23 protein-coding genes are annotated in these 25,140 nt (G+C 61.3%); 7 read left to right on the plus strand and 16 right to left on the minus strand.

Annotated features, from left to right (window positions below):
- From ACM5SV_RS34625 to ACM5SV_RS34650, 6 genes are read right to left on the minus strand one after another with little or no spacing between them, the layout of a single operon-like run.
- Entirely contained in the window at positions 1-729 is a 729-nt protein-coding gene (locus tag ACM5SV_RS34625; protein WP_222015829.1) for an ABC transporter ATP-binding protein, read from the minus strand.
- Entirely contained in the window at positions 726-1,550 is an 825-nt protein-coding gene (locus ACM5SV_RS34630; protein WP_222015828.1) for an ATP-binding cassette domain-containing protein, read from the minus strand. Before ACM5SV_RS34630 ends, ACM5SV_RS34625 begins: the two co-directional genes overlap by 4 nt.
- The gene (locus ACM5SV_RS34635) at positions 1,543-2,400 is read right to left on the minus strand and encodes an ABC transporter permease (RefSeq protein ID WP_222015827.1); all 858 of its coding nucleotides are present in this window, start codon (positions 2,398-2,400) and stop codon (positions 1,543-1,545) included. Before ACM5SV_RS34635 ends, ACM5SV_RS34630 begins: the two co-directional genes overlap by 8 nt.
- Positions 2,397-3,479, minus strand: a complete 1,083-nt coding sequence (locus ACM5SV_RS34640) for an ABC transporter permease (protein WP_419425494.1) — start codon at positions 3,477-3,479, stop codon at positions 2,397-2,399. The genes ACM5SV_RS34635 and ACM5SV_RS34640 overlap by 4 nt, the downstream gene beginning before the upstream one ends.
- Positions 3,480-5,066 (minus strand): ABC transporter substrate-binding protein, encoded by a 1,587-nt coding sequence (locus ACM5SV_RS34645; protein ID WP_222015825.1) that lies wholly within the window; start codon positions 5,064-5,066, stop codon positions 3,480-3,482.
- Between the two features lie 29 nt (positions 5,067-5,095).
- Positions 5,096-5,638 carry a hypothetical protein gene (locus ACM5SV_RS34650; protein ID WP_003562034.1) on the minus strand — a complete coding sequence of 181 codons (543 nt, stop codon included), beginning with the start codon at positions 5,636-5,638 and terminating at the stop codon, positions 5,096-5,098.
- Between the two features lie 266 nt (positions 5,639-5,904).
- Here ACM5SV_RS34650 and ACM5SV_RS34655 point away from each other — a divergent pair, with 266 nt between their 5' ends.
- Positions 5,905-6,378 carry a cupin domain-containing protein gene (locus ACM5SV_RS34655; RefSeq protein WP_003542461.1) on the plus strand — a complete coding sequence of 158 codons (474 nt, stop codon included), beginning with the start codon at positions 5,905-5,907 and terminating at the stop codon, positions 6,376-6,378.
- Positions 6,379-6,464: 86 nt separating this feature from the next.
- Here ACM5SV_RS34655 and ACM5SV_RS34660 read toward each other — a convergent pair whose 3' ends face one another.
- From ACM5SV_RS34660 to ACM5SV_RS34680, 5 genes are all read right to left on the minus strand, one after another.
- Positions 6,465-7,574, minus strand: a complete 1,110-nt coding sequence (locus tag ACM5SV_RS34660; protein WP_012758748.1) for a sn-glycerol-3-phosphate import ATP-binding protein UgpC — start codon at positions 7,572-7,574, stop codon at positions 6,465-6,467.
- 12 nt (positions 7,575-7,586) lie between these two features.
- Entirely contained in the window at positions 7,587-8,501 is a 915-nt protein-coding gene (locus ACM5SV_RS34665; protein WP_017995013.1) for an ABC transporter permease subunit, read from the minus strand.
- A gap of 10 nt (positions 8,502-8,511) precedes the next feature.
- Positions 8,512-9,396 (minus strand): carbohydrate ABC transporter permease, encoded by an 885-nt coding sequence (locus tag ACM5SV_RS34670; protein WP_012758750.1) that lies wholly within the window; start codon positions 9,394-9,396, stop codon positions 8,512-8,514.
- 232 nt (positions 9,397-9,628) lie between these two features.
- On the minus strand, positions 9,629-10,984 hold the full coding sequence (locus ACM5SV_RS34675) for an extracellular solute-binding protein (RefSeq protein ID WP_003542468.1): 1,356 nt from the start codon (positions 10,982-10,984) through the stop codon (positions 9,629-9,631).
- A gap of 360 nt (positions 10,985-11,344) precedes the next feature.
- Positions 11,345-12,550 carry an ROK family transcriptional regulator gene (locus ACM5SV_RS34680; RefSeq protein WP_012758752.1) on the minus strand — a complete coding sequence of 402 codons (1,206 nt, stop codon included), beginning with the start codon at positions 12,548-12,550 and terminating at the stop codon, positions 11,345-11,347.
- A gap of 223 nt (positions 12,551-12,773) precedes the next feature.
- On the opposite strand from ACM5SV_RS34680, the gene ACM5SV_RS34685 reads away from it, so the two are divergent.
- The 6 genes from ACM5SV_RS34685 to ACM5SV_RS34710 all read left to right on the plus strand — a co-directional run bounded on the left by ACM5SV_RS34685 (position 12,774) and on the right by ACM5SV_RS34710 (position 18,834).
- Entirely contained in the window at positions 12,774-14,012 is a 1,239-nt protein-coding gene (locus tag ACM5SV_RS34685) for an extracellular solute-binding protein (protein WP_130744956.1), read from the plus strand.
- 73 nt (positions 14,013-14,085) lie between these two features.
- Complete coding sequence (locus ACM5SV_RS34690; protein ID WP_222015824.1) at positions 14,086-14,970, plus strand: carbohydrate ABC transporter permease; 885 nt, start codon at positions 14,086-14,088, stop codon at positions 14,968-14,970.
- Complete coding sequence (locus ACM5SV_RS34695) at positions 14,970-15,815, plus strand: carbohydrate ABC transporter permease (RefSeq protein ID WP_012758755.1); 846 nt, start codon at positions 14,970-14,972, stop codon at positions 15,813-15,815. Before ACM5SV_RS34690 ends, ACM5SV_RS34695 begins: the two co-directional genes overlap by 1 nt.
- Positions 15,812-16,834, plus strand: a complete 1,023-nt coding sequence (locus ACM5SV_RS34700) for an SIS domain-containing protein (RefSeq protein ID WP_017995015.1) — start codon at positions 15,812-15,814, stop codon at positions 16,832-16,834. Before ACM5SV_RS34695 ends, ACM5SV_RS34700 begins: the two co-directional genes overlap by 4 nt.
- The gene (locus ACM5SV_RS34705; protein ID WP_221990238.1) at positions 16,835-17,764 is read left to right on the plus strand and encodes a PfkB family carbohydrate kinase; all 930 of its coding nucleotides are present in this window, start codon (positions 16,835-16,837) and stop codon (positions 17,762-17,764) included.
- Complete coding sequence (locus tag ACM5SV_RS34710; RefSeq protein ID WP_222015823.1) at positions 17,761-18,834, plus strand: ABC transporter ATP-binding protein; 1,074 nt, start codon at positions 17,761-17,763, stop codon at positions 18,832-18,834. Before ACM5SV_RS34705 ends, ACM5SV_RS34710 begins: the two co-directional genes overlap by 4 nt.
- A gap of 131 nt (positions 18,835-18,965) precedes the next feature.
- Here ACM5SV_RS34710 and ACM5SV_RS34715 read toward each other — a convergent pair whose 3' ends face one another.
- From ACM5SV_RS34715 to ACM5SV_RS34735, 5 genes are all read right to left on the minus strand, one after another.
- On the minus strand, positions 18,966-19,793 hold the full coding sequence (locus ACM5SV_RS34715) for a glycoside hydrolase family 16 protein (RefSeq protein ID WP_130673032.1): 828 nt from the start codon (positions 19,791-19,793) through the stop codon (positions 18,966-18,968).
- 50 nt (positions 19,794-19,843) lie between these two features.
- Positions 19,844-21,325 carry a lipopolysaccharide biosynthesis protein gene (locus ACM5SV_RS34720; RefSeq protein WP_221990240.1) on the minus strand — a complete coding sequence of 494 codons (1,482 nt, stop codon included), beginning with the start codon at positions 21,323-21,325 and terminating at the stop codon, positions 19,844-19,846.
- A gap of 78 nt (positions 21,326-21,403) precedes the next feature.
- Positions 21,404-22,648 (minus strand): glycosyltransferase family 4 protein, encoded by a 1,245-nt coding sequence (locus ACM5SV_RS34725; protein WP_017995019.1) that lies wholly within the window; start codon positions 22,646-22,648, stop codon positions 21,404-21,406.
- Positions 22,645-23,994, minus strand: a complete 1,350-nt coding sequence (locus tag ACM5SV_RS34730) for a glycosyltransferase family 4 protein (RefSeq protein ID WP_017995020.1) — start codon at positions 23,992-23,994, stop codon at positions 22,645-22,647. Before ACM5SV_RS34730 ends, ACM5SV_RS34725 begins: the two co-directional genes overlap by 4 nt.
- Positions 23,991-24,728, minus strand: a complete 738-nt coding sequence (locus tag ACM5SV_RS34735; protein ID WP_017995021.1) for a Crp/Fnr family transcriptional regulator — start codon at positions 24,726-24,728, stop codon at positions 23,991-23,993. The genes ACM5SV_RS34730 and ACM5SV_RS34735 overlap by 4 nt, the downstream gene beginning before the upstream one ends.
- Positions 24,729-25,140: the final 412 nt, after the last annotated feature.

Consider the following 25,140-nt stretch of genomic DNA (forward strand, 5'->3'; position numbering starts at 1 on the left):
TCAGCGAACGCTCAACTGCTCGACCCAACCGTTTCCAGATAGCGCGGCCCGGTCGAGCAGGCTTTCGATACGGCCCGCCTGCATAATCACGGCACGGTCGCACATATGGGCGACGACGCCAGGGTCGTGGCTGACGAGTACGAAGGTCATGCCATGCAAGGCCTTGAGATCGTTGAGCAGATTGAGGATCTCCGCCTGTACAGAAACATCGAGCGCCGAAGTCGGCTCGTCGAGCAGCAACAGCTTCGGCTTCAGCAGCAGCGCCCTTGCGATAGCGACACGCTGGCGTTGGCCGCCGGAAAGCTGATGCGGGTAGCGCCCGGCTATCGCAGCCGACAGGCCGACCTGGTCGAGCGCCGTGCGCACCGCCGCCTCGACGCCGGCAATGCCGCGCAGCGACAGCGGTTCGCCCAGGATATGCGAGATACGGTGACGGGGATGCAGCGAGGAATAAGGATCCTGGAACACCATCTGGATATTGGCGCGCAGCGCGCCGGTGATCTTCCGGCCCGGATGCAGCCGCTCGTCGAACACGCTGATTGCGCCCTGCCAGCCGGTATTCAATCCGGCGACGGCGCGCAGAACGGTCGTCTTGCCGCAGCCGGAAGGGCCGATCAGCCCGAAGGTCTCGCCTGATGTAACTGTGAAGCTGGCATCCCGCACGGCGGTAAAGCCTTTGCCGCCGCCTTGAAAGGTCACGGATAGATTATCCAGGGAAAGCGCGATCACGGCCCTTCTCCATAGACCGGCAGATGCGTGCCGTAGGTGGAAGCCGAAGGCCGTGCCGCCCAGAGCGCCCTCGTATAGGCGGATCTGGCATTGGCGAGATCGGCCGATGCCATCTCCTCCTCGATCCTTCCCTGCCGCATCACCATCACCCGGTCGGCATAGCGCGAAACCTGCTGCAGATCGTGGCTGATCAACAGCAGCCCCATGCCGAGCTCTTCAGTCAGCGAACGCAGCAGCGTCAGGATCTGATCCTGCAGCCCGCGATCGAGCGCCGAGGTGGGTTCGTCCGCAATCAGCAGCTTCGGGCGGTTGATCAGCATGGCGGCGATCATCGCACGCTGTCCCATGCCGCCGGAAAGCGCTGCGGGATAACTCGAATAGACCCGCTTCGGATCGGGCAGCCCAACCTTGTCAAGCATATCGAGCGCGCGGTCGCGCCGTTCGACGGCCGTAAGCCGGGTGTGCAGCAGCAATGCCTCCTCAACCTGCCGACCGATCCGGTGTGCCGGGTTCAGCGAATATTTCGGATCCTGCAGGATGAGACCGATGCCGGCGCCGCGCAGCCTGTTCCAGCCCGCGGGCGAAAGTGCTGTGAGATCCTGCCCGTCGAACTCCAGCCGCCTTGCCCGGATATCCGCCTGGCGCGGCAGCAAGCCCATGATCGCACGGCCGGTCATCGATTTGCCGGAACCGGATTCGCCGACGAGCGCCACCACCTCGCGGCCGATGGCAAAGGAGATGCCCTCGACGACGCGGAGAAGGCCGGCCTCGGAGGGAAAGGAAATTGTCAGATCCTCGACGGAAAGAAGCGGCTCAGTCATGGCGCGGATCCAGGATATCGCGCAGCCCGTCGGCAAGCAGGTTGAAAGCGAATGACGTGATGAAGATTGCAAGACCCGGCACCGCCGCCACCCACCATTGATCGAAGATCACCTGCGTTCCTTCCGAAACCATAGATCCCCATTCCGCCGTTGGCGGACGCACGCCGAGGCCAAGAAAGCCGAGGCCGGCGGCAGCGAGGATGATGCCGGAGAGATCGAGCGCCAGCCGGATGATGGCGGATGGCAGCACCAGCGGCAAGATATGCCCCCAGAGCAGCCGGACACCCTTGATACCGACCATTTCGGCGGCGGCAAGATAATCGCTGCGCCGCAGGGCCGCTGTCTCGACGCGGGCCTGCCGGGCATAGGCGGGCCAGCTTGTCAGCGCCAGCGCCAGCGCGCCGTTGATCAGGCCCGGTCCCATGATGGCGACGAAGGCAAAGGCGAGCAACAGGCGCGGGAAGGACATGACGATATCGGTGACGCGCATCAACAGGCGTTCGGTCAGCCCGCCGAAGAAACCGGCGAGAATGCCGACGACGATGCCGAGCGGCGCCATCAGCAGAACGACGACAAGCACCAGCAGCAGGGTCGGCCGCGCGCCATAGATCAGCCGCGACAGTATATCCCGGCCAAAGGCATCGGTGCCGAACCAATGCGCCGAGGTCGGCGGCATCAACCGGTTGGCGGTTTCCTGCAGGTTGGGGTCGTAAGGGGCGATTACTGGCGCAAGAAGTGCGGCAAGCAGGATGACGGCAACGACGATAAGACCGGCCGCCGCCGAGGGTGAGCGCAGCATGTGCTTGAGGAAGGACGGCCCGCCGACCGGAGCATGCACGATCACGCTCATCGCCGCCTCCCCGCATCGAGGCGCGAGACGCCGAGATCGGTCAGCGCATTGAGCAGCACGAAGGACGCGCCGACGACGAGTGTGGCGCCGAGGATCGCCGGCATGTCGCCGGCAAACATCGCCGTCGTGAGGTAACGGCCGATGCCCGGCCAGGCAAAGACGGTCTCGGTCAGCACCGCGCCTTCGAGCAGGCTCGCATAGGAAAGCGCGATCAAGGTCAGCAGCGTGCCCGCTATATTGGGCATGATGTGGATGAAGGTAATGCGCCGGAGGCTGGCGCCCTTGGCGCGCGCCGTCGTCACATATTCCTGTCCGAGCTCGGTGAGGATCGCCGCCCGCGTCAGCCGCGAGATCGCGGCAAGCGCATGGAAGGCGAGCACGATCGCCGGCAGCGCCAGATGCGCCAACGCGTCCCTGAAGGCACCTGTCTTGCCGGACATCCATGTATCGATCAGCGCAAAGCCGGAGATCGGCTTGACCGTGTACTGAAAGACGACGTCCGCCCGGCCAGGCCCTGGTGCCCAGTGCAGGCGGGCATAGAAGAGTAGAAGCATCAGCAGCCCGAGCCAGAAGATCGGCACGGAATAACCGAACAGCGACACGAAGCGGGCAGCGCTATCCACCCATGTGCCCTGCCGCATGGCGGCCGCAATACCGAGCGCAAGGCCGATGGCAGCACCAAGGATGATCGCTGCGGTCGCAAGCTCAATCGTCGCCGGAAAGGTGCGGGCGATATCTTTCGCCACCGGCTGGCCTGTCGAGATCGACTGGCCGAAATTGCCGGAGAGTGCCGTTTCGAGATAACGCACGAACTGCACCGGCAGCGGCTGATCGAGCCCGAGTTCGACACGCGCAGCCTCGTAGGTCGACTGGCTCGCGTGATCGCCGACGAGCTGCAGCGCTGGATCGATCGGCGACAGCCGCGTCATGGTGAAGGTGACGAGCGCCAGGCCGAACAGAGTCAGCGCAAAGGACCAGAGCCACTTGAGAAGTAGCCGGACGAAAGACAACTCCCGCCAGCGTCTGCTCTGGCGGGAGTCGTTGGTGTCGGCAGTCAAAGGTGTTGCCGTCTGCGGCACTTATTTTTCAACCTTGTCATAATAGACCTGATCGGCGTTCAGGCCCTGGGCGTAGTTCTTCACCTTGTCGCTTAGCACGACCTGGTCATTGCCCTGAAGCATGAAAACGAAGGGCGAGCTTGCCTGGATCTTCTTCTGCAGGTCTTGATAGAGCGAAACGCGCTTGGCGGCATCCTGCTCCTTAACGGCGGCAAGCGTCTCGTCGGTCAGCTCCGGGATCACCCAGCCGGCATATTTGGCGGCCGTGTTGGTGGAGTTGTCGCGGTTGATCGCAAAGGCGCTGGCATTGGAATGCGGATCAAAATAATCCGGGATCCAGTAGCGCAGCGTCATCTCGAACTTGCCGGAACGGCCGCGGGCATAGATGTCGCTCGCAACACCCGGCTGGATGTCGAGATCGATGCCTGCCTGGGCGAAGGTCGACTGCAGCGACTGCGCGATCGACAGGAACGGCTGGTCGTTGAAGACGATGAATTCAACCTTGAACGGCGTCTTGATGCCGGCGTCGGCGAGGATCTTCTTCGCCTTCTCGACGTCGAGCTTGAACGGATTGTCCGTCAGCGCGCCGGGGAAGCCGACCGGCAGGAAGGCCTGGTGCACATTGCTCTGGCCACGCAGCAGGTTCTTGGTAATGCCGTCGTAATCGACGAGGTAACGCGCCGCTTCCCAGAAGGCCGGCTTGCCGAGCGTCTCGTTCGCCTTGCTGTTGAGCAGGATATAATCGGTGCGGGCAGACGGGACCGAGAGGACCTTGATGCCGCTCTTGCCCTTCAACGCATCGATCTGGTCGGCCGAGAGGCCGCGTGCGATATCGGCATCGCCTTGCTCGACGAGCAGGCGGCGGGCGCCGACATCGGGCACATTGCGGATGATGACGCTTTCGAGCTTCGGCTTGTCGGAGGAATTCGCATTCGCCTGCAGCACGAGCGCTTCGTGCGGCGTGTAGGTGGCGATCGTATAGGCACCGCTGCCGGCCGAATTGACCTTCAGCCAGGCATTGCCGAAATCATTGTCCTTGGCTTCCGCGGCAACTGTCTTCTCGTCGACGACGGAAGCGATCGGCGCCGTCAGCAGTGACAGCGCGAAGCCCGAACCGACATCGGCGCTCCAGGTGAGCTTCACATGCGTGTCGTCGACCTTGGTGACCGCAGTATCGACATTGTCGGCCGTCCAGCCGAGTTCGTTGAGGATGAAGGCCGGCGACTTGTTGAGCTTCACGGCGCGAGTCAGCGAGAAGACCACGTCTTCGGGACGCACCGGATTGTCGGAAGAAAACTTGGCGTCAGTGAGCGCGAAGGTCAGGCTCTTGCCATCGCTGCCCGCTTCCCAGGAAGCGGCGAGCGCCGGCTCGATCTTGGTGCCATCCTCGCGGTTCGACTGGACGAGTCGCTGATAGAGATTGTTGAAGGACTGCACGGTGGTGAGCTCGAAGCCTTCGGCCGGGTCGAAACTGACGGCGTCGTCGATCGACTGCGCGACGACGAGAACATTGGCCGGCGTCTCGGCCTGTGCGACGGTTGCGCCTAAAACCAGCGCAAGACCGAAAACGGTCCCGAGCAGGCGCGAGCGCGTGGTGATGATAGACATGATTGACTCCCTCAAATGATCTTTGAAATTCAGGATGCGGATGAACTGTTGCCTTCGGCAAAAGCTTCAAGCTCGGGGTCGAAATCGACCTCGACGACATTGTTGAAGACGGCGGTGGCAAGCATGATGCCGGCAAAGGCGACGAGATCGACGAGCACCTTGGTTTCGTAGCGCTGTTTCAGCTTCGCCCAGATTTCGGCGGGAACGGCGTTGGAATCGGTAACGATCGCCTTACCGAAAGCGTCCAGCAGCGCCTCCTCTTCGGAAAGCTCCAGCGCGTCAGGATCGAAACCCTTGTTGATCAGCGCCCGGCGAAAGAAGGTGATGGCGATCTTCGATTTCGCCGCCTTCGAGATCGCATGCGAGAAGATCCAGATTTCCCGGTCGCTGATGGCGGGATCGAGCTCGGCGCGCAGCGTGAACCATTCGGCATAGATGCGGTGAGCGGCCGGCGAGTGCAGTAGCGTCCGCTTCATGTTGGTCATGCGCCCGCGCAGCCTGACTTCCTCGTCATGCGCCGCACGAACCTCTTCCGAGGCGGTGTCGTAATCGATCTGCGGGAGGTGGCTCATCGGCTCGGCTCTTTCGTTGTGCAAAGAAGCTATCGAGGTGCCGACATATTGTGCAGTCCAACTTCGTCTAGCTTTTCCGACTTTCGACAAAAACTATTCCGCCTGGGGCGACCAGCCGGCATGTTCGTGCCAATCAGATATATCAGCATCCGGCAGTCATCGAGAACGCTTGCAGGCGCACTCATGAAACCCCGGGCAGCCGTGAATCCACTTGGCCGCTGCTCGACGCCCGCCTAGACTGCTCAGATCGAAGGTGGAGGCAAGGCATGGGCGACGACCACGAGCATCATCACGTCGACTGGCGGGAACATGGCGTCAAGGTCATTCCCGGCAATTCGCTCGATCCGAACACCGCGCAGACGCCAGGCATGAACCGCGCGACCGCGATCAACAATGCGCGCGCCGGGGCCGAGAAGATCTGGGCCGGCACGGTGACGATCCATGCCAACGCCAAGACCGGCGCCCATCATCACGGCGATCTCGAAAGCATCATCTACGTGGTCAAGGGCAAGGCCCGCATGCGCTGGGGCGAGCATCTGGAGTATACCGCGGAGGCCGGCCCCGGCGACTTCATCTATGTTCCGCCCTATGTGCCGCATCAGGAGATCAACGCCAGCCGCGACGAGACGCTGGAATGCGTGCTCGTCCGATCAGGTCAGGAACCGGTCGTCGTCAACCTCGACATCGAGCCGGTCGAAAAGCCGGAAGACGTCGCTTGGATCGACCCGATCCACCGTTAGAGCAATTCACCGTCGAGCAAGCGGCTGACATCCTCAGCCGCCGAACGCTCTGCCAAGATCATAGCAAAGGAACGTCGCAGACCGCTTTAGGCGTGGACGACGCCTGCGCTGTTCATAACAGGCTTCTCGATGATCCGGCCGGTATCGGCGGCATAGAGGTGGATCTGGTCGTAATCGATCGCGATGCCGATCGGATCGCCCGACTTCACCTTCACGGCCTCAGTCAGCGCCACGGCAAAGGGTAGCCCGTCGAAATCGGCGTGGACGATGCGGCTTGCGCCGAGCTCTTCGATGAAATCGGTCGTTGCTACCAAGGCGCCTGGCGCATCCGGGGCCACCAGCCGGGCGGCCTCGGCACGCATGCCGAGCACGACGCGTTTGCCTTTCAGCGGTGCGGCGCGCTCGCGTGGCAGCGCCACCATGCGGCTCTGATCGTAGACGAAGACGCCCTCGTCATTGATCGTGCCCTCGAGCAGGTTCATCGCCGGCGTGCCGACGAAGCCCGCAACGAAGCGCGAGACCGGATGATGATAGACCTCTTCGGGCGTGCCGACCTGCTCCACCCTGCCGCCGTTCATTACCACCAGCCGATCGGCCAGCGTCATCGCCTCGGTCTGGTCATGCGTGACGAAGATCGAAGTGGCCCCGAGGCGGCGGTGCAGGCGGCGGATTTCAGCGCGCATGGCAATGCGCAGCTTGGCGTCAAGGTTCGACAGCGGTTCGTCGAAGAGAAACACCTTCGGCTCGCGGATCATCGCCCGGCCCATGGCGACGCGCTGGCGCTGACCGCCGGAAAGAGCGGCCGGCCGGCGTTCGAGGAAGGGTTCGAGGCTGAGCGCCTTGGCGACCTCGCCGATGCGCCGGCTCCGCTCTGCCTTCGAGACACCGGCCACCTTCAATGCGTAGCCGATATTCTCGGCAACGCTCATATGCGGATAAAGCGCATAGTTCTGGAACACCATGGCACAGCCGCGCTCTCGCGGCTCCAGCTGGTTGACGACGCGGCCGTCAATGGCGATTTCACCACCGGTGATTTCCTCGAGGCCGGCGATCATGCGCAGCAGCGTGGACTTGCCGCAGCCGGATGGGCCGAGGATGACGATGAACTCGCCCGACTGGATGTCGAGATCGACGCCGTGAACGACGGGGGTCTTGCCGTAGTTTTTCTTCACGCCACGAATGGAGATCGGTGCCAAGGGAATACTCCTTCACTTCTCGGTGGAGATAAGGCCGCGTACGAACCAGCGCTGCATCAGAATGACGAGGATCAATGGCGGCGACATGATGATCAGGGTTCCGGCCATGGCGACGTTCCAGTCGGGCAGACCGAATTCGGACGGGATGAGGGTCTTGAGCTGCGTCACGGCGATGCCGAAATTCGGATCGGTGGTGATCAGCAGCGGCCAGAGATACTGGTTCCAGGCCCAGACGAACATGATGGTGAAGAGCGCGATCATATTTGGGCGAGAGAGCGGCAGCAGAATGTCCCAGAAGAACCGGACCGGGCCTGATCCGTCCATCTTCGAGGCCTCGGCAAGCTCGTCCGGAACCGTCAGGTAGAACTGCCGGTAGAGGAAGGTACCGGTCGCGGTTGCGACCAGCGGCAAAACGAGACCGGGATAGGAATTCAGCAGACCCCATTCGAGCTTGATCTGGATGCCGGTGATCTGCGCAACGAGCCAGCTTATGCCGGTGACGTCGAGGATCGTCTGGAAAGGCTGCAGGGCGTTGGCCGCGATCGAATAGGTCGGCACGATGCGGACTTCCAGCGGCAGCATCAGCGTGATGAAGATGATCCAGAAAATCACATACCGGCCACGGAAGCGGAAGTAGACGATCGAGAAGGCTGCCATGGAAGACAGCATGACCTTGCCGGCGCCGACGGTTGCGGCGAAGATGATGCTGTGGAACAGCTTGTTGCCGAGATCGGCGCGAACCCAGGCGGTCTCAGCGTTTTCCCAGAAATGCGAGCCCGGCGTCAGCGGCAGCGGCACGCGATTGACCGTCTCCAGATCAAGCGTCGACGCGATGATGACGATGGCGAAAGGCAAAAGCGCGATCACCATACCGAGCGCGAGAAGGCTATAGCAGATGAAGTTGAATATCGGCGTGCGTTCGATCATGTCCGCGACCTCACTTGTAGTGCACCCGCCGCTCGATGAAGCGGAACTGGAAGATGGTGAGTAGGACAACCAGCACCATCAGGATGATGGACTGCGCTGCGGCGCCCGAATAGTCGAGACCTCTGAAGCCGTCGAAATAGATCTTGTAGACCATGAGCTCGGTGGCACGCGCCGGGCCGCCCTGCGTCATGATGTCGACGATACCGAAGGAATCCTGGAAGCTCTCGGTGATGTTGATGACGAGCAGGAAGAACAGCGTCGGCGTCAGCAGGGGCAGCTGGATATCCCAGATACGGCGCATCGGTCCCGAACCGTCCATTGCGGCGGCCTCGATCAGCGAGCGCGGAATGCCTTGCAGCGCCGAGAGGAAGAAGATGAAGTTGTAGCCGATATATTTCCAGGAGAAGGCGACAATGACGGCGATCATCGCGTCCTTGCCGTCGAGTGCGGGGTTCCAGAGGCCGGGCCAGACGTGGTTGATAACCGACAGAAGGCCGGCCTCCGGCGCCAGGATGAAGCGGAAGGCGAGGCCGAGAGCGGGAGCGGCAATTGCATAAGGCCAGATGAAGACTGAGCGGTAGACTTTGTGGCCGCGCAGTTCACGATCCGTCAAAAGCGCCAGGATCAGCGCCAGCCCCATGGCGATGGCCGTCGAGCTGAAGCCGAAGATCATGCTGCGGGTGATCGAGTCCCAATAAACAGGATCGGTGAGCAGCTGTCTGAAATTGTCGAAACCGACCCAGGCATTACCGCCGCCCCATGGCTGCTCGAGCGTGAACGCCCAATACAGCGCCTGCGCGCTCGGCCAGTAGAAGAAGACGAAGATCAGCAACAGCATCGGAAATGCGAAGAGCAGTCCGATCGTCGTCGAGGAGAAAGTGACGCGCTTTTCCATGAGTGGCCGTTTTCGTCCTGGTTTGGTTTAAAGCATGTCGCGCAAAACTGTGCAGCAGTTTTGCTGTAGCGACATGCGTAAAAATATAGATCTAAAGCGCCAGGAGCGAACCTGAAAGATTGTGGCGCGCTTTAGGCGCGGGCGGCGAGCTCGCATCCGCGGCCGAATAAAGAACTTACAAAGACGCACCCGGCGCGCAAAATGCGGGCCGGGTGCGGCTCATATCAGCCGATCAGGGGAGCTGAACGTTCTTGTAGGTCTGCTGGAAGCGACGCAGGAGCGTATTGCCGCGTTCGGCGGCACTGTCGAGCGAAGCCTGGACATCGGCATTGTTGACGAAGATTGCCTGCAGACCATTGGCGATTTCGGTGCGGACCTGCAGCAGGCCACCGAGGCGGATGCCCTGCGGAGCCGCGTCGCCAGCCGGCGAAGCGGTCAGGCTCTGAATGGCGAGTTCGCGGCCGGCATAAGGCGCCTTGCCGTAGAAGCCCTGCTTATTCAGATATTCGAAACCGGAGTTGCGAACCGGGATGTAGCCGGTAACGGTCGACCAGGTAAGAGCTTCTTCCGGCTTTGCGATGAAGTTGAAGAACGCGGCAGCAGCCTTGTATTCGGCGTCGGAGTGACCCTGCAGAACCCAGAGCGAAGCGCCGCCGACATAAGAGCTGTGACGGGTTGCGTCGCCGTAGGTCGGCAGCATGGCAACGTCCCAGTTCATGCCTTGCTTGGCGGTACGGCCAACGTTGCCGTGGTCGCCGACGGAGGTCAGGATGACCTGGCAATCGCCAGCGGCAAAGGCTTCGACGAAGGTCTGGCCGACAGCCTTGTTCTTGATGACGACCAGCTTGTCGTCGTACCAGGACTTGAGGTCCTTGATGTAGCTGACGAGAAGCGGGTTCTTGTTGAACACCAGCTCGGCGTCGAGACCTTCAAAGCCGTTCTTCTTCGTGGCGATCGCTTCGCCGTTGACGGCTTCGAACTGCTCGATGTACTGCCAGACTTCGTTGTTGGAGATGTCAAAGCCGAGCGGGCAAGCATAGCCCGCATCCTTCAGAGCCTTGAGGTCCTCGCCTGCTTCCTTCCAGGTCGCCGGGGCATGATCCTTGCCGATCTTGGCGAAGGCGTCCTTGTTCCAATAGAGAAGAGCGGTCGAGGAGTTGAAGGGGAAGGAGTACATCTCGCCCTTCGATGTCGCGTAGTAGCCGGAGATACCGGAGAAGTAGTCCTTCCAGTCGACGGTGTAGCCCATGTCGGTCATCAGCTTGTTGGCCGGGTAGTAGGCGCCGGAGAGCATGATGTCGAGGGTGCCGGCGTCGGAGACCTGGGCGATGGTCGGCTGCTTGCCGGCGCGGAAGGCAGCAATGGTGTTCTGAAGGGACGCGTCGTAGCTGCCCTGGCTGGTGCAGACGACTTCGTAGTCGGCCTGCGACTGGTTGAAGCGATCGCACTGCTCCTGGACACGCTTTGCGATGTCACCGGAATTGCCGAACCAGAAGTCAATCTTGGTCTTATCGGCGGCGGCAGCGGGACCAGCAAGAAACGCTGTAGCGAGAAGGGCGCCAACGGCGCCGAGAAGCTTGGCTTGCATGAGAACCTCGAACGTAAAAGGACGCGCACTTTCAGCGCACGCCCTATTAGCTGGTTCAAATTGCCGCCGCCAATGAATATTACATGACATGAAATGTTCCAATTCCAGTTGTCACAAAGCAGTCATACAATCATTATTCGTAACATTTCGGGAAATATTTAAAGAAATTTTGTAGAGATCTCAAATGTATTTGAAATACTATATATCTACATTAAAATAAACGCAATTTTAGAACGCGTTTAATGTTCAATTATATTGGAAAGAAGCGCCTTTATTCGCGCGCCCAGTTGGAACGAAACTTGCAAAACAGCCGCATTTTGCCCTTACACTGCTGTGCAACGCCCGGTTTCAGCCTCCAAATCAAAGGGAATCCTTCAAAATTGCAGCAAAACGCGGATCGAACGCACGGCTGATCGGTCCGGCCGCAGCGCCAAGCGCCACCGACCAGGGATCGGCCATGCCGGACTGCAGGCGCGGCAGCGTCCGGCCACTACGTTCGGCGATCGAGGGCAGCAATGGGCCGATTGCCGCAATCAACCTGTTCACCAGCGCTTCCGGCGCGCTGCCGCAGAGGATGACGGTCTGCGGATCGAACAGCGTCTCGATGAGATGGATGCTCCAGCGCAGGTCCACAGCGGCCGCCTCAACCCAGGCGTCGATGCTTTGATCGCCTCTCAAGGCAAGATCGTTGATACGTGCGTGGAGATGAGGGTCGGCGGGATCGACCGATAGATGCTGATAGAGCGAGGCGAGCGAGGCGCGATGTTCGAGCGGCGTCGATTTGCCGTCGGCAAACAGCAGCGCCATGCCGATCTCGCCGGCATTGCCGTTGGTGCCGCGGTAGAGTTCGCCGTTCAGAATGAGGCCGGCGCCGATGCCATAGCCGACGAAGAGGCAGACGGCGTGGTCGAGGCCGTGGGCAACTCCCACCATGCGCTCGGCGGTCGCCGCCGCCGCCGCATCGTTCTGCAGGCCGACATCGAGCCCGGTGCCGGCGGTCAGCGTTTCCAACAACGGAAATTTCTGCCAGGCCTCCATCATCCAAGGATCGTCACCGCTGCCGGCAACCCCGAAAGGCCCAGGCATGGCGGCGCCGAGGCCAACCAGCCGCTTTTCCGACTGCTGGACGACCCCGGCAAGCTTTGAGCGTATGCCGGCGACGAGGTCGAGGATGACCTTCGTCCCATTCGACGGACCTCCAGGTGGTAGCCCGGCCTCATCACGCACGAGAACACTGCCGACGAGATCGACGGCGACCGCCCGCGTCACATGCCGGTCGATCTGCAGGCCGATCGCAAAGGCGCCCTCGGGCACTAGGCCATAGGGTGTCGAGGGCTGGCCCCTGCCCCTTCTCACCGCCTCCTGCGAACTGACGAGACCGTCGCGCTCGAGTTCCTCGATGATATTGGACACCGTCTGCTTGGTCAGCCGCGTCGCCCGCGCCAGATCGGCGCGTGAAAGCGCGCCGTTGATCCTCAGGGCATCGATCATCACGCGCCGGTTATGTGCGCTGGTGCCTTCGTGATTGGTGCCGCTCTTGGCCCGGATCGGGCGGCTGTCATTCATGTGCAATTCCCTCTTGACTCCAATAGAATGTTGAAGAAGTAATAAGTCAATACACTTGACTTAATGAGGAACCGGAGAGTTCCAGGGAACGCAGGAGGCGGGCAACGGCTCCAACGACGCTCCGAGACGACGAACCGGCACGCTTTCCGCGCGTGCTTTCTCGAACACCGATGGCGGAGGACCGCCCTCGGCAATGCGTAAATGTCAAAAACTGGAGGCTGCAATGCTGAAATCCTTTAACAAGACGCTTCTGGGTGCGGCCTTGATCGGCGCATCCCTTGCGCCGCATGCTTTCGCCGAAACGACGCTGAACGCGCTTTTCATGGCGCAGGCCGCCTATAGCGAGGCCGATGTGCGCGCCATGACCGACGCCTTCGCCAAGGCGAACCCCGATATCAAGGTCAATCTCGAATTCGTTCCCTATGAAGGCCTGCACGACAAGACGGTGCTGGCACAGGGTTCCGGCGGCGGTTACGACGTTGTCCTGTTCGACGTCATCTGGCCGGCCGAATACGCCACCAACAAGGTGCTGGTCGACGTCTCCTCTCGCGTCACCGACGAAATGAAGAAAGGTGTGCTGCCGGGCGCCTGGACCACCGTGCAATATGATAGCAAATATTACGGCATGCCGTGGATCCTCGACACCAAATACTTGTTCTACAACAAGGAGATCCTCGAAAAGGCCGGCATCAAGGCCCCGCCCAAGACCTGGGACGAGCTGACCGAACAGGCAAAGACCATCAAGGACAAGGGCCTGCTCGCCACGCCGATCGCCTGGAGCTGGTCGCAGGCCGAAGCCGCGATCTGCGATTACACCACGCTCGTCAGCGCCTATGGCGGCGATTTCCTGAAGGACGGCAAGCCGGCCTTCCAGACCGGCGGTGGCCTCGATGCACTGAAATACATGGTCTCCAGCTATTCCTCGGGCCTCACCAATCCGAACTCCAAGGAATTCCTCGAAGAGGACGTCCGTAAGGTCTTCGAAAACGGCGATGCCGCCTTCGCGCTGAACTGGACCTACATGTACAACATGGCCAACGATCCGAAGGACAGCAAGGTCGCAGGCAAGGTCGGCGTCGTGCCGGCGCCGGGTGTTGCCGGCAAAAGCGAGGCTTCGGCCGTCAACGGCTCGATGGGCCTCGGCATCACCTCGGCCAGCAAGCATCCTGATGAGGCCTGGAAATACATCACCTTCATGACCTCGCAGGCGACGCAGAATGCCTATGCCAAGCTCAGCCTGCCGATCTGGGCGTCCTCCTATGAGGATCCGGCCGTCACCAAGGGCCAGGAAGAATTGATCTCCGCCGCCAAGATCGGCCTTGCCGCGATGTATCCGCGTCCGACGACGCCGAAATATCAGGAGCTCTCGACCGCGCTGCAACAGGCGATCCAGGAATCGCTGCTCGGCCAGTCCTCTCCCGAAGATGCGCTGAAGTCGGCGGCCGACAATAGCGGCCTCTGATTAAGCCATGAAACCCCGGGCGGCGCCCGCCGTCGCCCGGTCTCCAAACCGATAATGAAGAAGGGTCGCCTTGATGTCGGGCACTTGGCTGACAACGCGCGCGTGGCTTTTGATGCTGCCGCTTCTCGTGGTCATGATATCAGTCATCGGCTGGCCTCTGATCGATACCGTCGGCCTCTCCTTCACCGATGCCAAGCTCGTCGGCACCGAAGGAAACTTCGTCGGCATCGACAATTACGCGAAGATGATCTCCGGCTCGAATTTCCAGCGCACGCTGATCACCACCGCATGGTTCGCGATCGTCTCGGTCGCCGCCGAAATGGCGATCGGCGTTCTGGCAGCCCTGCTGCTGAACCAGCAGTTTCGCGGCCGCACCGCGCTGCGCGCCCTGATGATCCTGCCCTGGGCACTGCCGACCGTCGTCAACGCCACACTCTGGCGGTTGATCTACAATCCCGAATACGGCGCGCTAAACGCCGCGCTGACCCAACTCGGACTGCTGGAGGCCTACCGCTCCTGGCTCGGCGAACCGGGCACGGCGCTGGCGGCCCTCATCGTCGCCGACTGCTGGAAGAATTTCCCGCTGGTGGCGCTGATCGCACTGGCCGCACTCCAGGCCGTGCCGCGCGACATCACCGCCGCCTCGCTGGTCGACGGCGCCGGCGCTTTCGCTCGCTTCCGCTTCGTCATCCTGCCCTATCTCGCCGGCCCGCTGATGGTGGCCCTGGTGCTGCGCACGATCGAAGCCTTCAAGGTCTTCGACATCATCTGGGTCATGACCCGCGGCGGCCCGGCCAACAGCACGCGCACGCTGTCGATCCTCGTCTATCAGGAAGCCTTCTCCTTCCAGCGGGCAGGTTCGGGCGCATCGCTGGCATTGATCGTCACGCTGCTGGTGACGCTGCTTGCTGCCGCCTACGCCGCTCTGATGCGCAAGACCGCCGGGAGTGCGGCCTGATGGAACGCCAGAGCCCGCTCTTTTCTGTCTTCATTCATCTCTGCGCGCTGTTGCTTGCCGCCGTCATCCTGGCGCCGATCCTGTGGCTGTTCATCATGAGCATCTCGCCGGCCGCCGACCTTGCCGCAAAGCCGCTGCGCTGGTGGCCGCAGACGGTGGATTTCTCTCGCTACGGCGTACTGCTCTCGACGATCGAAAACAGCGCCGGCGCCGCCTTCACCTCGTCGCTGCGCAACAGCATCGAGGTGGCGGGCATGGCGACGATCGCCGCCATCGCGCTCGCCATTCCGGCCGGCTGGGCTGTGTCGCGCACACCTTCGGTCGGCTGGTCGCTATCGATGGTGATCGCCACCTACATGTTGCCGCCGGTGGCGCTCGCCGTGCCGCTCTATATGGGCCTCTCCCATCTCGGCATGCTGAACAACGTCTTCGGCCTCGCCCTCGTCTATCTGACAATTCTCGCGCCCTTCACCACCTGGTTGATGAAATCGGGCTTCGATTCCATCCCGCGCGAGATCGAATCCGCGGCGATGATCGACGGCGCCGGCCTGTTCCAGACGTTGAGGATCATCACGCTGCCGCTCGCCGCCCCCGTGATGGCGACGTCGAGCCTCTTTGCCTTCCTGCTTGCCTGGGATGAATTCTTCTATGCGCTGCTCTTCACCTCGGACCAGCGCGCCAAGACGCTGACCGTCGCCATCGCCGATCTCGCCGGCGGCCGCGTTTCCGATTACGGATTGATCGCGACGGCAGGCGTGCTCGCCGCCCTGCCCCCGGTGCTGATCGGTCTTGTCATGCAACGCGCCCTGATTTCGGGGCTCACCAGCGGCGGCGTCAAGGGATGAACATGACAGCAGAAAGACCCCGGCCGGCCGGACTTGCCGCGATCGATCGCGAAATGGCCCGCCAGCATGCCGATGCGATCTCCTCCTATGAAGCGGCCCAGCCGATGGCCACGAGGGCCGCCGCCTCGCTGAAGCGGACCGGGCGGCTATTGCTCATCGGCATGGGCGGTTCGCATGCCGTCAACCGCGCCGTCGAGCCACTCTACCGTGCCCTCGGCATTGATACCGTCGCCATGCCGCTGTCCGAGCAGCTCGGCCAGCCGCTGCCGATCGCCGGTAGGACGATCTTCGTCACCTCGCAATCCGGCGAAAGCGCCGAGGTCGTGCGCTGGTTCAACGAAACCGGCGGCACCGAGGAGACCTTCGGCCTGACACTCGAAGGCAGCTCCTTCCTCGCAAGCGCCGCCCCGTCACTCATCGGCACCGGCGGCACCGAGCTTGCCTTCGCCGCGACCCGGAGCCTGACGGTGACCTTCGCCCTGCATCTGGCAATCCTCGCCACCCTCGGTGACGATCCAGACGCCGCGATTGCCGCCCTCAAAACGCCGGAAGACCATGACATCGCCGCCGCGCTCACCGCCCTCGAAAATGTCGCGACCATCGTCACGTCAGGCCGCCGGCTGCAGGGTATCGCCGAGGCGCTGGCGCTCGGATTGACGGAACTGTCGCGCCGTCCCTGCTTCTCGCTCGAAGGCGGCCAGTTGCGCCACGGGCCGATGGAAATGCTGGGGCCGGAGATCGGCGTCGTGCTGTTCCGTGGCTTCGACGAGACGGCCGGCCTGGTGACGGCAATGGCGACATCCGCTGTCGAGACCGGCGCCCCCGTCATCCTTTTCGACGCCTCGGGCGAAGCGGCGGTCGCCGGCGCGGTGACGATCCGCTTTGCCCCGGCAACCGGCCTTGCCGCGATCTTCGCCATGCTGCCGGTCGCCCAGCGGCTGATGATCGCCTTTGCCGATGCCCGCGTGGAAAATGCCGGAACGCCGGTCCGATCCACCAAGATCACCCGGAGCGAATGAATGCGGCCGCTTGCAGTCATCGGCAACGTCAACATCGACCTCATCCTCGGACCGGCCGCCCCCTGGCCGAAGGCCGGGACGGAAATCATCGTCGATCATGACGAGTTACGGGTTGGCGGAGCCGCCGGCAACAGCGCGCTCGCCTGGCAAGCGCTTGGCGTCGAATTCGAGATCTCCGCCAATATCGGCAGTGACCAGTTCGGCCGCTGGCTGAGCGAAGCCTTCGGCCACCGTTCCGACAAGTGGCCGGTACGTCCGGAGAAAACGACGCTCTCCGTCGGCATCACCCATCCGGACGGCGAGCGAACCTTCTTCACGACAAAAGGCCACCTGCCGCGTTTCAGCCTGGCAGATGTCTTCGCCGTCATCGAGGGTGCCAGGCTGCAGGGCGGCTACGCCCTTCTCTGCGGCTCGTTCCTGACCGATGACCTGACAGCGGATTATGACGCCTTCTTTGACTGGGCCGACAGCCATGGCATCACCGTCGCGCTCGATACCGGCTGGCCACTCGACGGCTGGACAGACGAGAATTGCGCAGCGACACGCGCATGGCTCTCCCGCAGCGGTATCGCGCTGCTGAACGAGGTCGAATCAACGACACTTGCCGGCATTGCCGATCCGGTCGAGGCGGCCCGTCACATCAGGTCGCATATGCCGGAGGGTGCGATCATCGTCGTCAAGCGCGGCCCGGACGGCGCTCTCGCGATCGGGCCGGACGGCCTGTTGGTTTCGGTGACGGCACCCGTTGTCGAGGTCGTCGATACGATCGGCGCCGGCGATGTCTTCAACGCCGCCTTCCTTGCCGCGCTCGCAAGCGATGAGCCGCTGATTTCTTGTCTGGAGGCGGGAACCGCAGTCGCCTCGCGCGCCATATCCACCCTTCCCCGCAACTATGGCGGCCCGTCATCTCCCGAGGAGCCTGTGCGATGAGCGCGCTCGAAATTCAGAATATCCGCAAGACCTATGGCGACGTCGAGACGCTGAAAGGCATCGACATCTCATTGGAAAGCGGCGAATTCCTGGTGCTGCTCGGCTCCTCCGGCTGCGGCAAGTCCACCCTGCTGAACATCATCGCCGGCCTTGCCGAGGCGACGAGCGGCGAGGTCAGGATCGGCGGCCGCTCGGTGCTCAGCGTGCATCCGAAGGACCGCGATATCGCCATGGTCTTTCAATCCTACGCGCTCTATCCCAATCTGACGGTGCACCGGAACATCGGCTTCGGCCTGGAAATGCGCAAGGTGCCTGCGCCGGAGCGCGACAATGCCGTGCGCGACGCCGCAAAGCTCCTGCAGATCGAAAACCTCCTCGACCGCAAGCCGAGCCAGCTTTCCGGCGGCCAGCGCCAGCGCGTCGCGATCGGCCGTGCGCTGGTGCGCAAGCCGGAGGTATTCCTCTTCGACGAGCCGCTCTCCAACCTTGACGCCAAGCTGCGCATGGAGATGCGCACCGAGATCAAGCGGCTGCATCAGATGCTGAAGACCACGGTCGTCTATGTCACCCATGACCAGATCGAGGCGATGACGCTTGCAAGCCGCATCGCCGTCATGCGCGACGGCCGCATCGAGCAGCTGGGCACGCCGGAGGAGATCTACAACCATCCGGCAACGCTCTATGTCGCGACCTTCGTCGGCGCGCCGCCGATGAACCTGCTGAAGGCAACGGCACGTGACGGTCGCCTGGCGCTTTCAGGCTCCGATGTCAGCCTGCCCCTGCCCGCTCGTTTCCGCGAGACGGCCGGCAATGGCCGCGACTTTATCCTCGGCATTCGTCCCGAGGCGCTTCGCACAGACGGCACCGGCCCGTCGATCGAGGCAATCCTTGAAGTCGCAGAGCTGACCGGCCCGGAACTCGTCGTCACCGCCCTTGCCGGAAATCAGCGCCTGATGGCCTGCCTGCCACCACGCACGCCAATCCGCGACAATGAAAAGCTCACCCTCTTTTTCGACGAGGAAGCAATGCATCTCTTCGACCCGCAAACCGGCCTCAGCTGCGGCCGCTAGAGCATGTCGCGCAAAAGTGTGCAGCGGTTTTGCGACAACGACATGCGTAAAAACAAGGACCTAAAGCGCGAGGAGCGAATCTGAAAGATCGCGACGCGCTTTAGCGACGGAACGGCTATCCCGTCGGCTGTTCAATTTGCCGCGTCGGTGGGCTTCCGCTGGTAGACGTGAATATAGTCGACAAGCAGGATGGAAGGATTGGGCGTTTCATCGATCGGCCAACCCGAGCCGAGTGCCAGGTTCACCAGCGGATAGAACGGCATGTGGAACTCCTTCGGCGTGTCGAAGCTCCAGATGAACTGACGGTCGAGATAAAAGCTCGTCTTGTCAGCTTGGATATCGACGCCGTAGGTATGATATTCGCTGTTCAGAATTCCGTCCTGGACGGTTTGCCAATGGCCACCAGTGGTGTTCTGGCCGCCCTGGCTCTGACGCCAGATATGGAAGCCCATGCTGAATTCGTAGGGCGCGCGCCCATAATATTCCAGGACGTCGATTTCGGCGGTGTATTTCGACCGATCGAGCCCGATGAGCCAGAAGGCTGGCCAGACTCCCTTGCCCGGCGGCAGCTTCATCCGTGCTTCGAAATAACCGAATTGCTGCGAGAACCCTTCGCCTTTCGGGTTCACCGACGACAACAGGCCCGATCGCCAGGTTCCATCGGCCTCCTTGCGCGCCTCGATCTTCAGAATTCCCTGATCGGTGGTAAACGGAAAGCCGGGGGCCGGATCGGTGAAACGGGCGTCACCGAAATCGCCGTTCCAGGGCGTATGGGCGATCCAGCGGGAGCTTCTCTCTCCCCAGGCCGAAACGTCGAGACTGTCGAAACTCTCCTCGAACGTCAGCTGGTACGCATTGATATTGAGTGGTTGCTGGGCCACACTCGGCCGGCCGGGCAACGCCCCCAGACCGAGAACGATGAGCAAACCCAGTGCCTTAGAAGATATTCCGTAACGCATTCTGCTCCTCCGAAAACGCCAAACCAATCGTTGGACGACACTTGTCTCGATCAAAAGGTGACAACTCCGTTTCGTCGCGGCGTGAGCCTTTGGACGACGATGGTCTCGATGCCGTCGGGCCTTCCCAGAATCTGCCACAGCAGCAAAGCGAAGGCCCAGAAGATCGCGACCGCCGCCCCGCCGCAAAGCGCCAGGCTGACGACAAGGTTGAGGCCGACAGGCATGACGGAGAGCATCGGCTCGATCCACAGCAGGAAAGCGATCATCGGCAAGCTCGCGGCCAGAGGCCGTAAAAAGGCGTGCAACTGAGCGGCAACCGTCGCGCCGATCAGCCGTCGCGTGATAATCAGCGATGCGGCATAGGCGACCAGCACCGCCACGATCCGCGCGCCCAATGCTCCTGCCACCTGAAAATAGACAATGCCCAGGATGGTGACCGGAACCCTGACGGCGAACTCGGCAAACATCCGGAGAGCGAGATAGCGGGTCTTGTTCAGGACCATAGCCAATGGCGGCATCATATTCGTCGGAAGACCGAGCAGACTGACGATGCACAGCCATTGCAGAATCGGCGCGGCGGATGCCCATTTCTCGCCGACGATAATCCGCACGGCCGGCTCGGCAAGAAGGGCGAGCGCGATGAGGATGGGCGCTGCCACGAAGGTGATCGCGTTCGTCGCCTTCAGATAGGCAGCGATCAGATTACGACGGTCATCGACGGTCGAGAATGCCGCCATCAGCGGACGCAACAATGGCCCGACGAAGGTCTGGTATGGAATAGCGGCGATATTGTCGGCGACGCTGAAGGCGCCGAACGTCGACAAGCCGGTAAAACGCGGCAAAAGCAGCCGGTCCAGTTGCCAGTTGATCGAACTCAGCACCTGCGAGACGGTGTTCCAGCTGATCATGTCCTGAAAGTGCTTCCACTCGGAAAGGCTGAACCTCGGTCGCATCGGCGCAAAGACATAGGAGGTGATCGCCGCGGCGGTCGGGCCTGCAACCGCGCCGATCGCCAGTCCCCAATAGCTGCCAGTCGCGACCGCCACCCCGACCCCGAACAGCAGTGTCGACCCCTTGGTGATAAGGTCGAGTGCGAACTCGCGTTTGAAATCGAACCGCTGCATGAAGAGAACCATGCGCGGGCTGATCACGCTGCGCATGGCGGGCGCTATGGAGAGCACGGCGACAAGAGAGAAAAGCCGGGAATCGTCATAGATCAAAGCCATCGGCCAGGAGACGATCATCATCAGTGTGCTGATGGCCACGCCTCGAAGCAGGCTGAGGGTAAGGGCGGTGGCAAACATATCGTCCGAAGGCGACGGCTGGCGCATCAGGGCCTGCGTCAGCGGCAGGTCCAGGATTGTCTCGACGATGACCAGAACCGACGTCGCGATGGCGACAAGGCCGAAATCCGCTGGGCTCAAAAGCCTTGCGAGGATCAGAAGGCTGACGAAATCGAGCAGTCGCGCCAGGAATTTTCCGCTGATGGTCCAGATACTCGCCGTCGCCGTCCTCTGAGATACGCTTGACATGATCTATTTTCTATTCCTCGTCGGCGAATTGAGACGGTTTCGGCGCAGCAGCAAGACAGGCAGCTCCGTTCCTTGCCCTCAGCCCGCCCGTCTTCTGAAGACCTCGGCGGATCGGTCGCCATGGGTGGATAGTTGTTGCTCGATCAGGCTGGACAGACGGTCGCGGAACACGGCGGAAGAGAATTTCAGCGAGTGCGCGCGGATGGCATGCGGATCGATATCGTCCTCCACCTCTTCGAACGCCGCCATTGTTTCCAATAGAGCTTCCGTGGTCTGCTGCGCGAAGCGAAAACCGACATGCGGGGAGGAAACGGTTTCCCGGGCGCCGCCGGCGTCGAAAGCCAGGACCGGCCGCCCTGATGCCATGGCTTCCACCGGAAGGATGCCGAAATCCTCCGTGCCCGGAAACAACAGGGCGCGGCATCGCGACAGATGGTCGCGCAGAACGTTGAAGGGCTGATGGCCGAGAAACTCAACGGTCGGTCCGGCGATCGACTTCAGATAGGCCAGTTGTTCTCCCTCGCCGATCACGACCAGCTTCCGCCCGGCCTCGGTGCAGGCGCGAACGGCAATATCCGGCCGCTTGTAGGTGGTCAGCTGTCCCGCATAGAGATAGAATTCGCCTTTCCCCTTGCCCACCGCAAAATCGTCCGTCGCAACGGGCGGATGGATGACGATGGATTCCCGGTCGTAGAAGCGGCGGATGCGGCTTGCGACATAATCGGAATTGGCGACGAACACATCGACCCGCGAGGACGTCGTCACGTCCCAGGCGCGCAGCATGGGCGCGGTGATCGACATCAAGGCGCGACCCAACCAGGGCAGGCCATGCCGGTAAACATGGAACTGATCCCAGATGTAACGCATCGGCGAGTGGCAGTAGCAGACATGCAGCGCGTCAGCGCGCGTGATGATGCCCTTGGCGGGTCCGGATTCGCTCGACAGCACAAGATCGTAGTCTTGCAGATCGAACTGCTCGAGCGCGAAGGGCATCAGCGGCAGCATCTTGGTATAATGCCGTTGCGCGCCTGGGATCTTCTGCAAGAAGGACGTGCGGATGTTCCGCGTCTTCAGAAAATCGCTGATGCGATCGCGGTTGCAGACGAGGGTGAAGATGTCGGCCTGCGGAAACATCCGGCACAGCTCTTCGACGACCTTCTCGCCGCCGCGCATCGAAACGAGCCAATAATGCACGATGGCGACACGAAGCTGCTTGGTATCGCTCGCGCTTCCAGCCTCAGTGACACGTCTTTTCGCCATGACAGGCGCATCGCCGAGAAATGCCCTCGCGTCGGGAAGAGAGGTTGTTGCCTTAAGGGTCAACTCAATACTCCTTGTATCGCCACACCGTCTGTCAGCTGGGAAACCACATTCGTCGAAATCAGGCTGTGGTATTCGGAAAGAAGCGCGTCGCGCCATTCCTCGTGTGTCGAGGCGAGATCCGGCGACTTCAGGAAAGCCTGCTCGCTCATGGCGCGGACCTCATGGCTCGGCATTTGGCTAAATCTCGTCAACGTATCGGCAAAGGCGCTTTCGTCAGCCGTATCGCAGGCGATCGCCATGCCGGCTCTTTGCATTTCTTCGGCAAGAAAGGCGCTGCGCGACATGATGACCGGCAGACCGCTCCTGGCCGCTTCGATAGCGACGAGGCCGAATGGCTCGGGATAGCGAGACGGCATCAACAATGCACGCGCCTTGCGGATGGTCGGGCCGATCTCCGCATGCGACTGCCAGCCGACGGCCCTGACGTGATCCCCCGAAGCCGCAACCAGCGGCATCAGCGGCCCGTCCCCGATCACGCAGAGCCGAACGCCGGCTTTGCGCGTGGCGGCCACGGCGTCCTCTATGCCCTTCTCCTCGTCCAACCGCCCGATGAAGACGAACTCGTCGTTGGTCTCCGCCTCGATGCGTTTGATGGATAGGGGAGCGACGGGATTGCGGATCGTCGTCAATCGTTCGGGCCGATATCCGGCGCCGACGAGGAAGCTTGCCATCTTCTCGTGCAGCAGGATGATCCGGCCGAAATCGGCCCGATCCTTCAGCAGCCGGAGGATATTGGAGCCGCGGGCAGCCCGCCACAATTTGTGCGAATAACTTCTCTTGTCGCAGGCTGTCGCAATGCAGCTTCCGCCGAGCGGGCGTCGAAGGCAGATTTCCTGCGCCTGATAGTCGAAGAAGGCGCCGTTGGGGCAGGCCGTGAAGAAATCATGCGCGTGCACCACGCAGCGTCTGGCGACCGGCAGCAACGCCCTGAAAATTGCAGGAGACAGAATCTGGTGCCAGCCATGCACATGGTAGACGGTATTGGCAGTGTCGTTTGCGGCAATCCAGTTTGCGACCATACGGACGGCGGCGCCATTGTGAATGCCGGTCACGAAAGCCTTCGCACGTTCGGCGCTGAGCAGGTCGCGGCTGTTCAGCCCGACCATTGAGACTCCGAGGGCGACAAGCTCCGCATTGGAGGCGTCATCCCCGCAAATATAAGTCACGGGGATGTCGAGTTCCCGAAAAAGCTTGGCGGACAGCACGGCCAGCGCCGTCGCACCGCCTCTGGCGACTGAATAGTCGTCGATGATGACCACGCGATCGATCTTTGTCATGCCGGGGCCGGGAAACCGGCCGACGCTTGCGGCGGATCGCAGGACCTCTGGAAGCGACGGGCGCATCACTTCGCCGAAACTGCGCCGTTGGCACAAGCCTCCAGCGCCTTGCGGTTGAGGATGCGGATCTTACCCTGGCCCCCGTCGATGATCTTGCCTTCCCGCAGGCGCCGCAGGCATTGATTGACCTTCTCGCGGGACGCCGGCAGCGTCGCGGCCAGATCATTTTGCGAGATGATCAGTTCGTCGCCGCTGTTTGCCGCATCTTTTCCATAAACAATGGAGAGCCGCAGCAGCGTACTGGCCAGCCTCGACTGCAGGCTCGACGCCGCATTCGCAATGATCCGAAGTTCAAGCTCTGAAATACGCGCCAGCGCCCTGGAGAAGACCTTTTCACGAAAACAGGGATCGCTGGCGTACATGTCGCGCAGCAGCCGGCCTTCGAAGAAATGCAGTTCGCAGGCGGAACCGGCGCGGTATTCGAGGTTCAACGTCTGCCTGCGCAGAACCTCGAGCTCGCCGATGAGGCCGGATTTTGGAATGATCTCAACGATGAATTCCCTGCCGTCGGGCAGCATCGTGCTTGCGCTGACCACCCCCGAATGCACGCGCGCGAACGTATCGACGAGGACGCCGGCCCCGGCGATAATCTCGCCGCGCCGGAAACGCCGGACGCTCGACCGGCAGGAAAGGAATTCGTCGTCGATGACGATGCGGCTGTTCAGATGAATGCCGCTGTTAGCTGATATCGCCGCCTTGCCGATGCCGGCCCTGCGATCTGATGCGTGTGTCGCCCCATCCATGCGCGTAACTCCACTCGATAACCATAGGCAATGCTGCACTGCATCATTTATATTGCCTTAATATGAGAGTCAAATAACATCACGGAGATATGACGTAAAGATAAAGTATATATTTAACTTCAAAACAAAATATACACCATAGAAAGGGATCAAAATCTCAATTAAGCCAAAAAACAGCCACGCAATCCAATATGACTGCCTAATAAAATGGCTTAGTGAATAAAAAACAGCAATAATCGAAATGGTGATATCAAAACTAATAAATAATCATCAGCAGATAATCACCAAGAATTAGATTAGATTGTCGTTTTAGATGAAAATAAGGCCATCAAGGTGTAATCCTAATTCTCGATTGCCCGTTAGTAGCATAAAGAATTTGTTAAGGATTATGACCTTGGTAACAGACAACCAG

This window comes from Rhizobium sp. CRRU65 (assembly GCF_048551595.1).
In the GTDB taxonomy this organism is placed as follows: Bacteria; Pseudomonadota; Alphaproteobacteria; order Rhizobiales; family Rhizobiaceae; genus Rhizobium; species Rhizobium leguminosarum_J.

What these genes read in the sequence shown, in the direction of transcription:
- ACM5SV_RS34630 (WP_222015828.1), bottom strand. Translation starts at nt 1,550, where the DNA reads ATGACTGAGCCGCTTCTTTCCGTCGAGGATCTGACAATTTCCTTTCCC.
- ACM5SV_RS34635 (WP_222015827.1), bottom strand. Translation starts at nt 2,400, where the DNA reads ATGAGCGTGATCGTGCATGCTCCGGTCGGCGGGCCGTCCTTCCTCAAG.
- ACM5SV_RS34645 (WP_222015825.1), bottom strand. Translation starts at nt 5,066, where the DNA reads ATGTCTATCATCACCACGCGCTCGCGCCTGCTCGGGACCGTTTTCGGT.
- ACM5SV_RS34650 (WP_003562034.1), bottom strand. Translation starts at nt 5,638, where the DNA reads ATGAGCCACCTCCCGCAGATCGATTACGACACCGCCTCGGAAGAGGTT.
- ACM5SV_RS34655 (WP_003542461.1), top strand. Translation starts at nt 5,905, where the DNA reads ATGGGCGACGACCACGAGCATCATCACGTCGACTGGCGGGAACATGGC.
- ACM5SV_RS34665 (WP_017995013.1), bottom strand. Translation starts at nt 8,501, where the DNA reads ATGATCGAACGCACGCCGATATTCAACTTCATCTGCTATAGCCTTCTC.
- ACM5SV_RS34670 (WP_012758750.1), bottom strand. Translation starts at nt 9,396, where the DNA reads ATGGAAAAGCGCGTCACTTTCTCCTCGACGACGATCGGACTGCTCTTC.
- ACM5SV_RS34675 (WP_003542468.1), bottom strand. Translation starts at nt 10,984, where the DNA reads ATGCAAGCCAAGCTTCTCGGCGCCGTTGGCGCCCTTCTCGCTACAGCG.
- ACM5SV_RS34680 (WP_012758752.1), bottom strand. Translation starts at nt 12,550, where the DNA reads ATGAATGACAGCCGCCCGATCCGGGCCAAGAGCGGCACCAATCACGAA.
- ACM5SV_RS34685 (WP_130744956.1), top strand. Translation starts at nt 12,774, where the DNA reads ATGCTGAAATCCTTTAACAAGACGCTTCTGGGTGCGGCCTTGATCGGC.
- ACM5SV_RS34690 (WP_222015824.1), top strand. Translation starts at nt 14,086, where the DNA reads ATGTCGGGCACTTGGCTGACAACGCGCGCGTGGCTTTTGATGCTGCCG.
- ACM5SV_RS34695 (WP_012758755.1), top strand. Translation starts at nt 14,970, where the DNA reads ATGGAACGCCAGAGCCCGCTCTTTTCTGTCTTCATTCATCTCTGCGCG.
- ACM5SV_RS34700 (WP_017995015.1), top strand. Translation starts at nt 15,812, where the DNA reads ATGAACATGACAGCAGAAAGACCCCGGCCGGCCGGACTTGCCGCGATC.
- ACM5SV_RS34705 (WP_221990238.1), top strand. Translation starts at nt 16,835, where the DNA reads ATGCGGCCGCTTGCAGTCATCGGCAACGTCAACATCGACCTCATCCTC.
- ACM5SV_RS34710 (WP_222015823.1), top strand. Translation starts at nt 17,761, where the DNA reads ATGAGCGCGCTCGAAATTCAGAATATCCGCAAGACCTATGGCGACGTC.
- ACM5SV_RS34715 (WP_130673032.1), bottom strand. Translation starts at nt 19,793, where the DNA reads ATGCGTTACGGAATATCTTCTAAGGCACTGGGTTTGCTCATCGTTCTC.
- ACM5SV_RS34720 (WP_221990240.1), bottom strand. Translation starts at nt 21,325, where the DNA reads ATGTCAAGCGTATCTCAGAGGACGGCGACGGCGAGTATCTGGACCATC.
- ACM5SV_RS34735 (WP_017995021.1), bottom strand. Translation starts at nt 24,728, where the DNA reads ATGGATGGGGCGACACACGCATCAGATCGCAGGGCCGGCATCGGCAAG.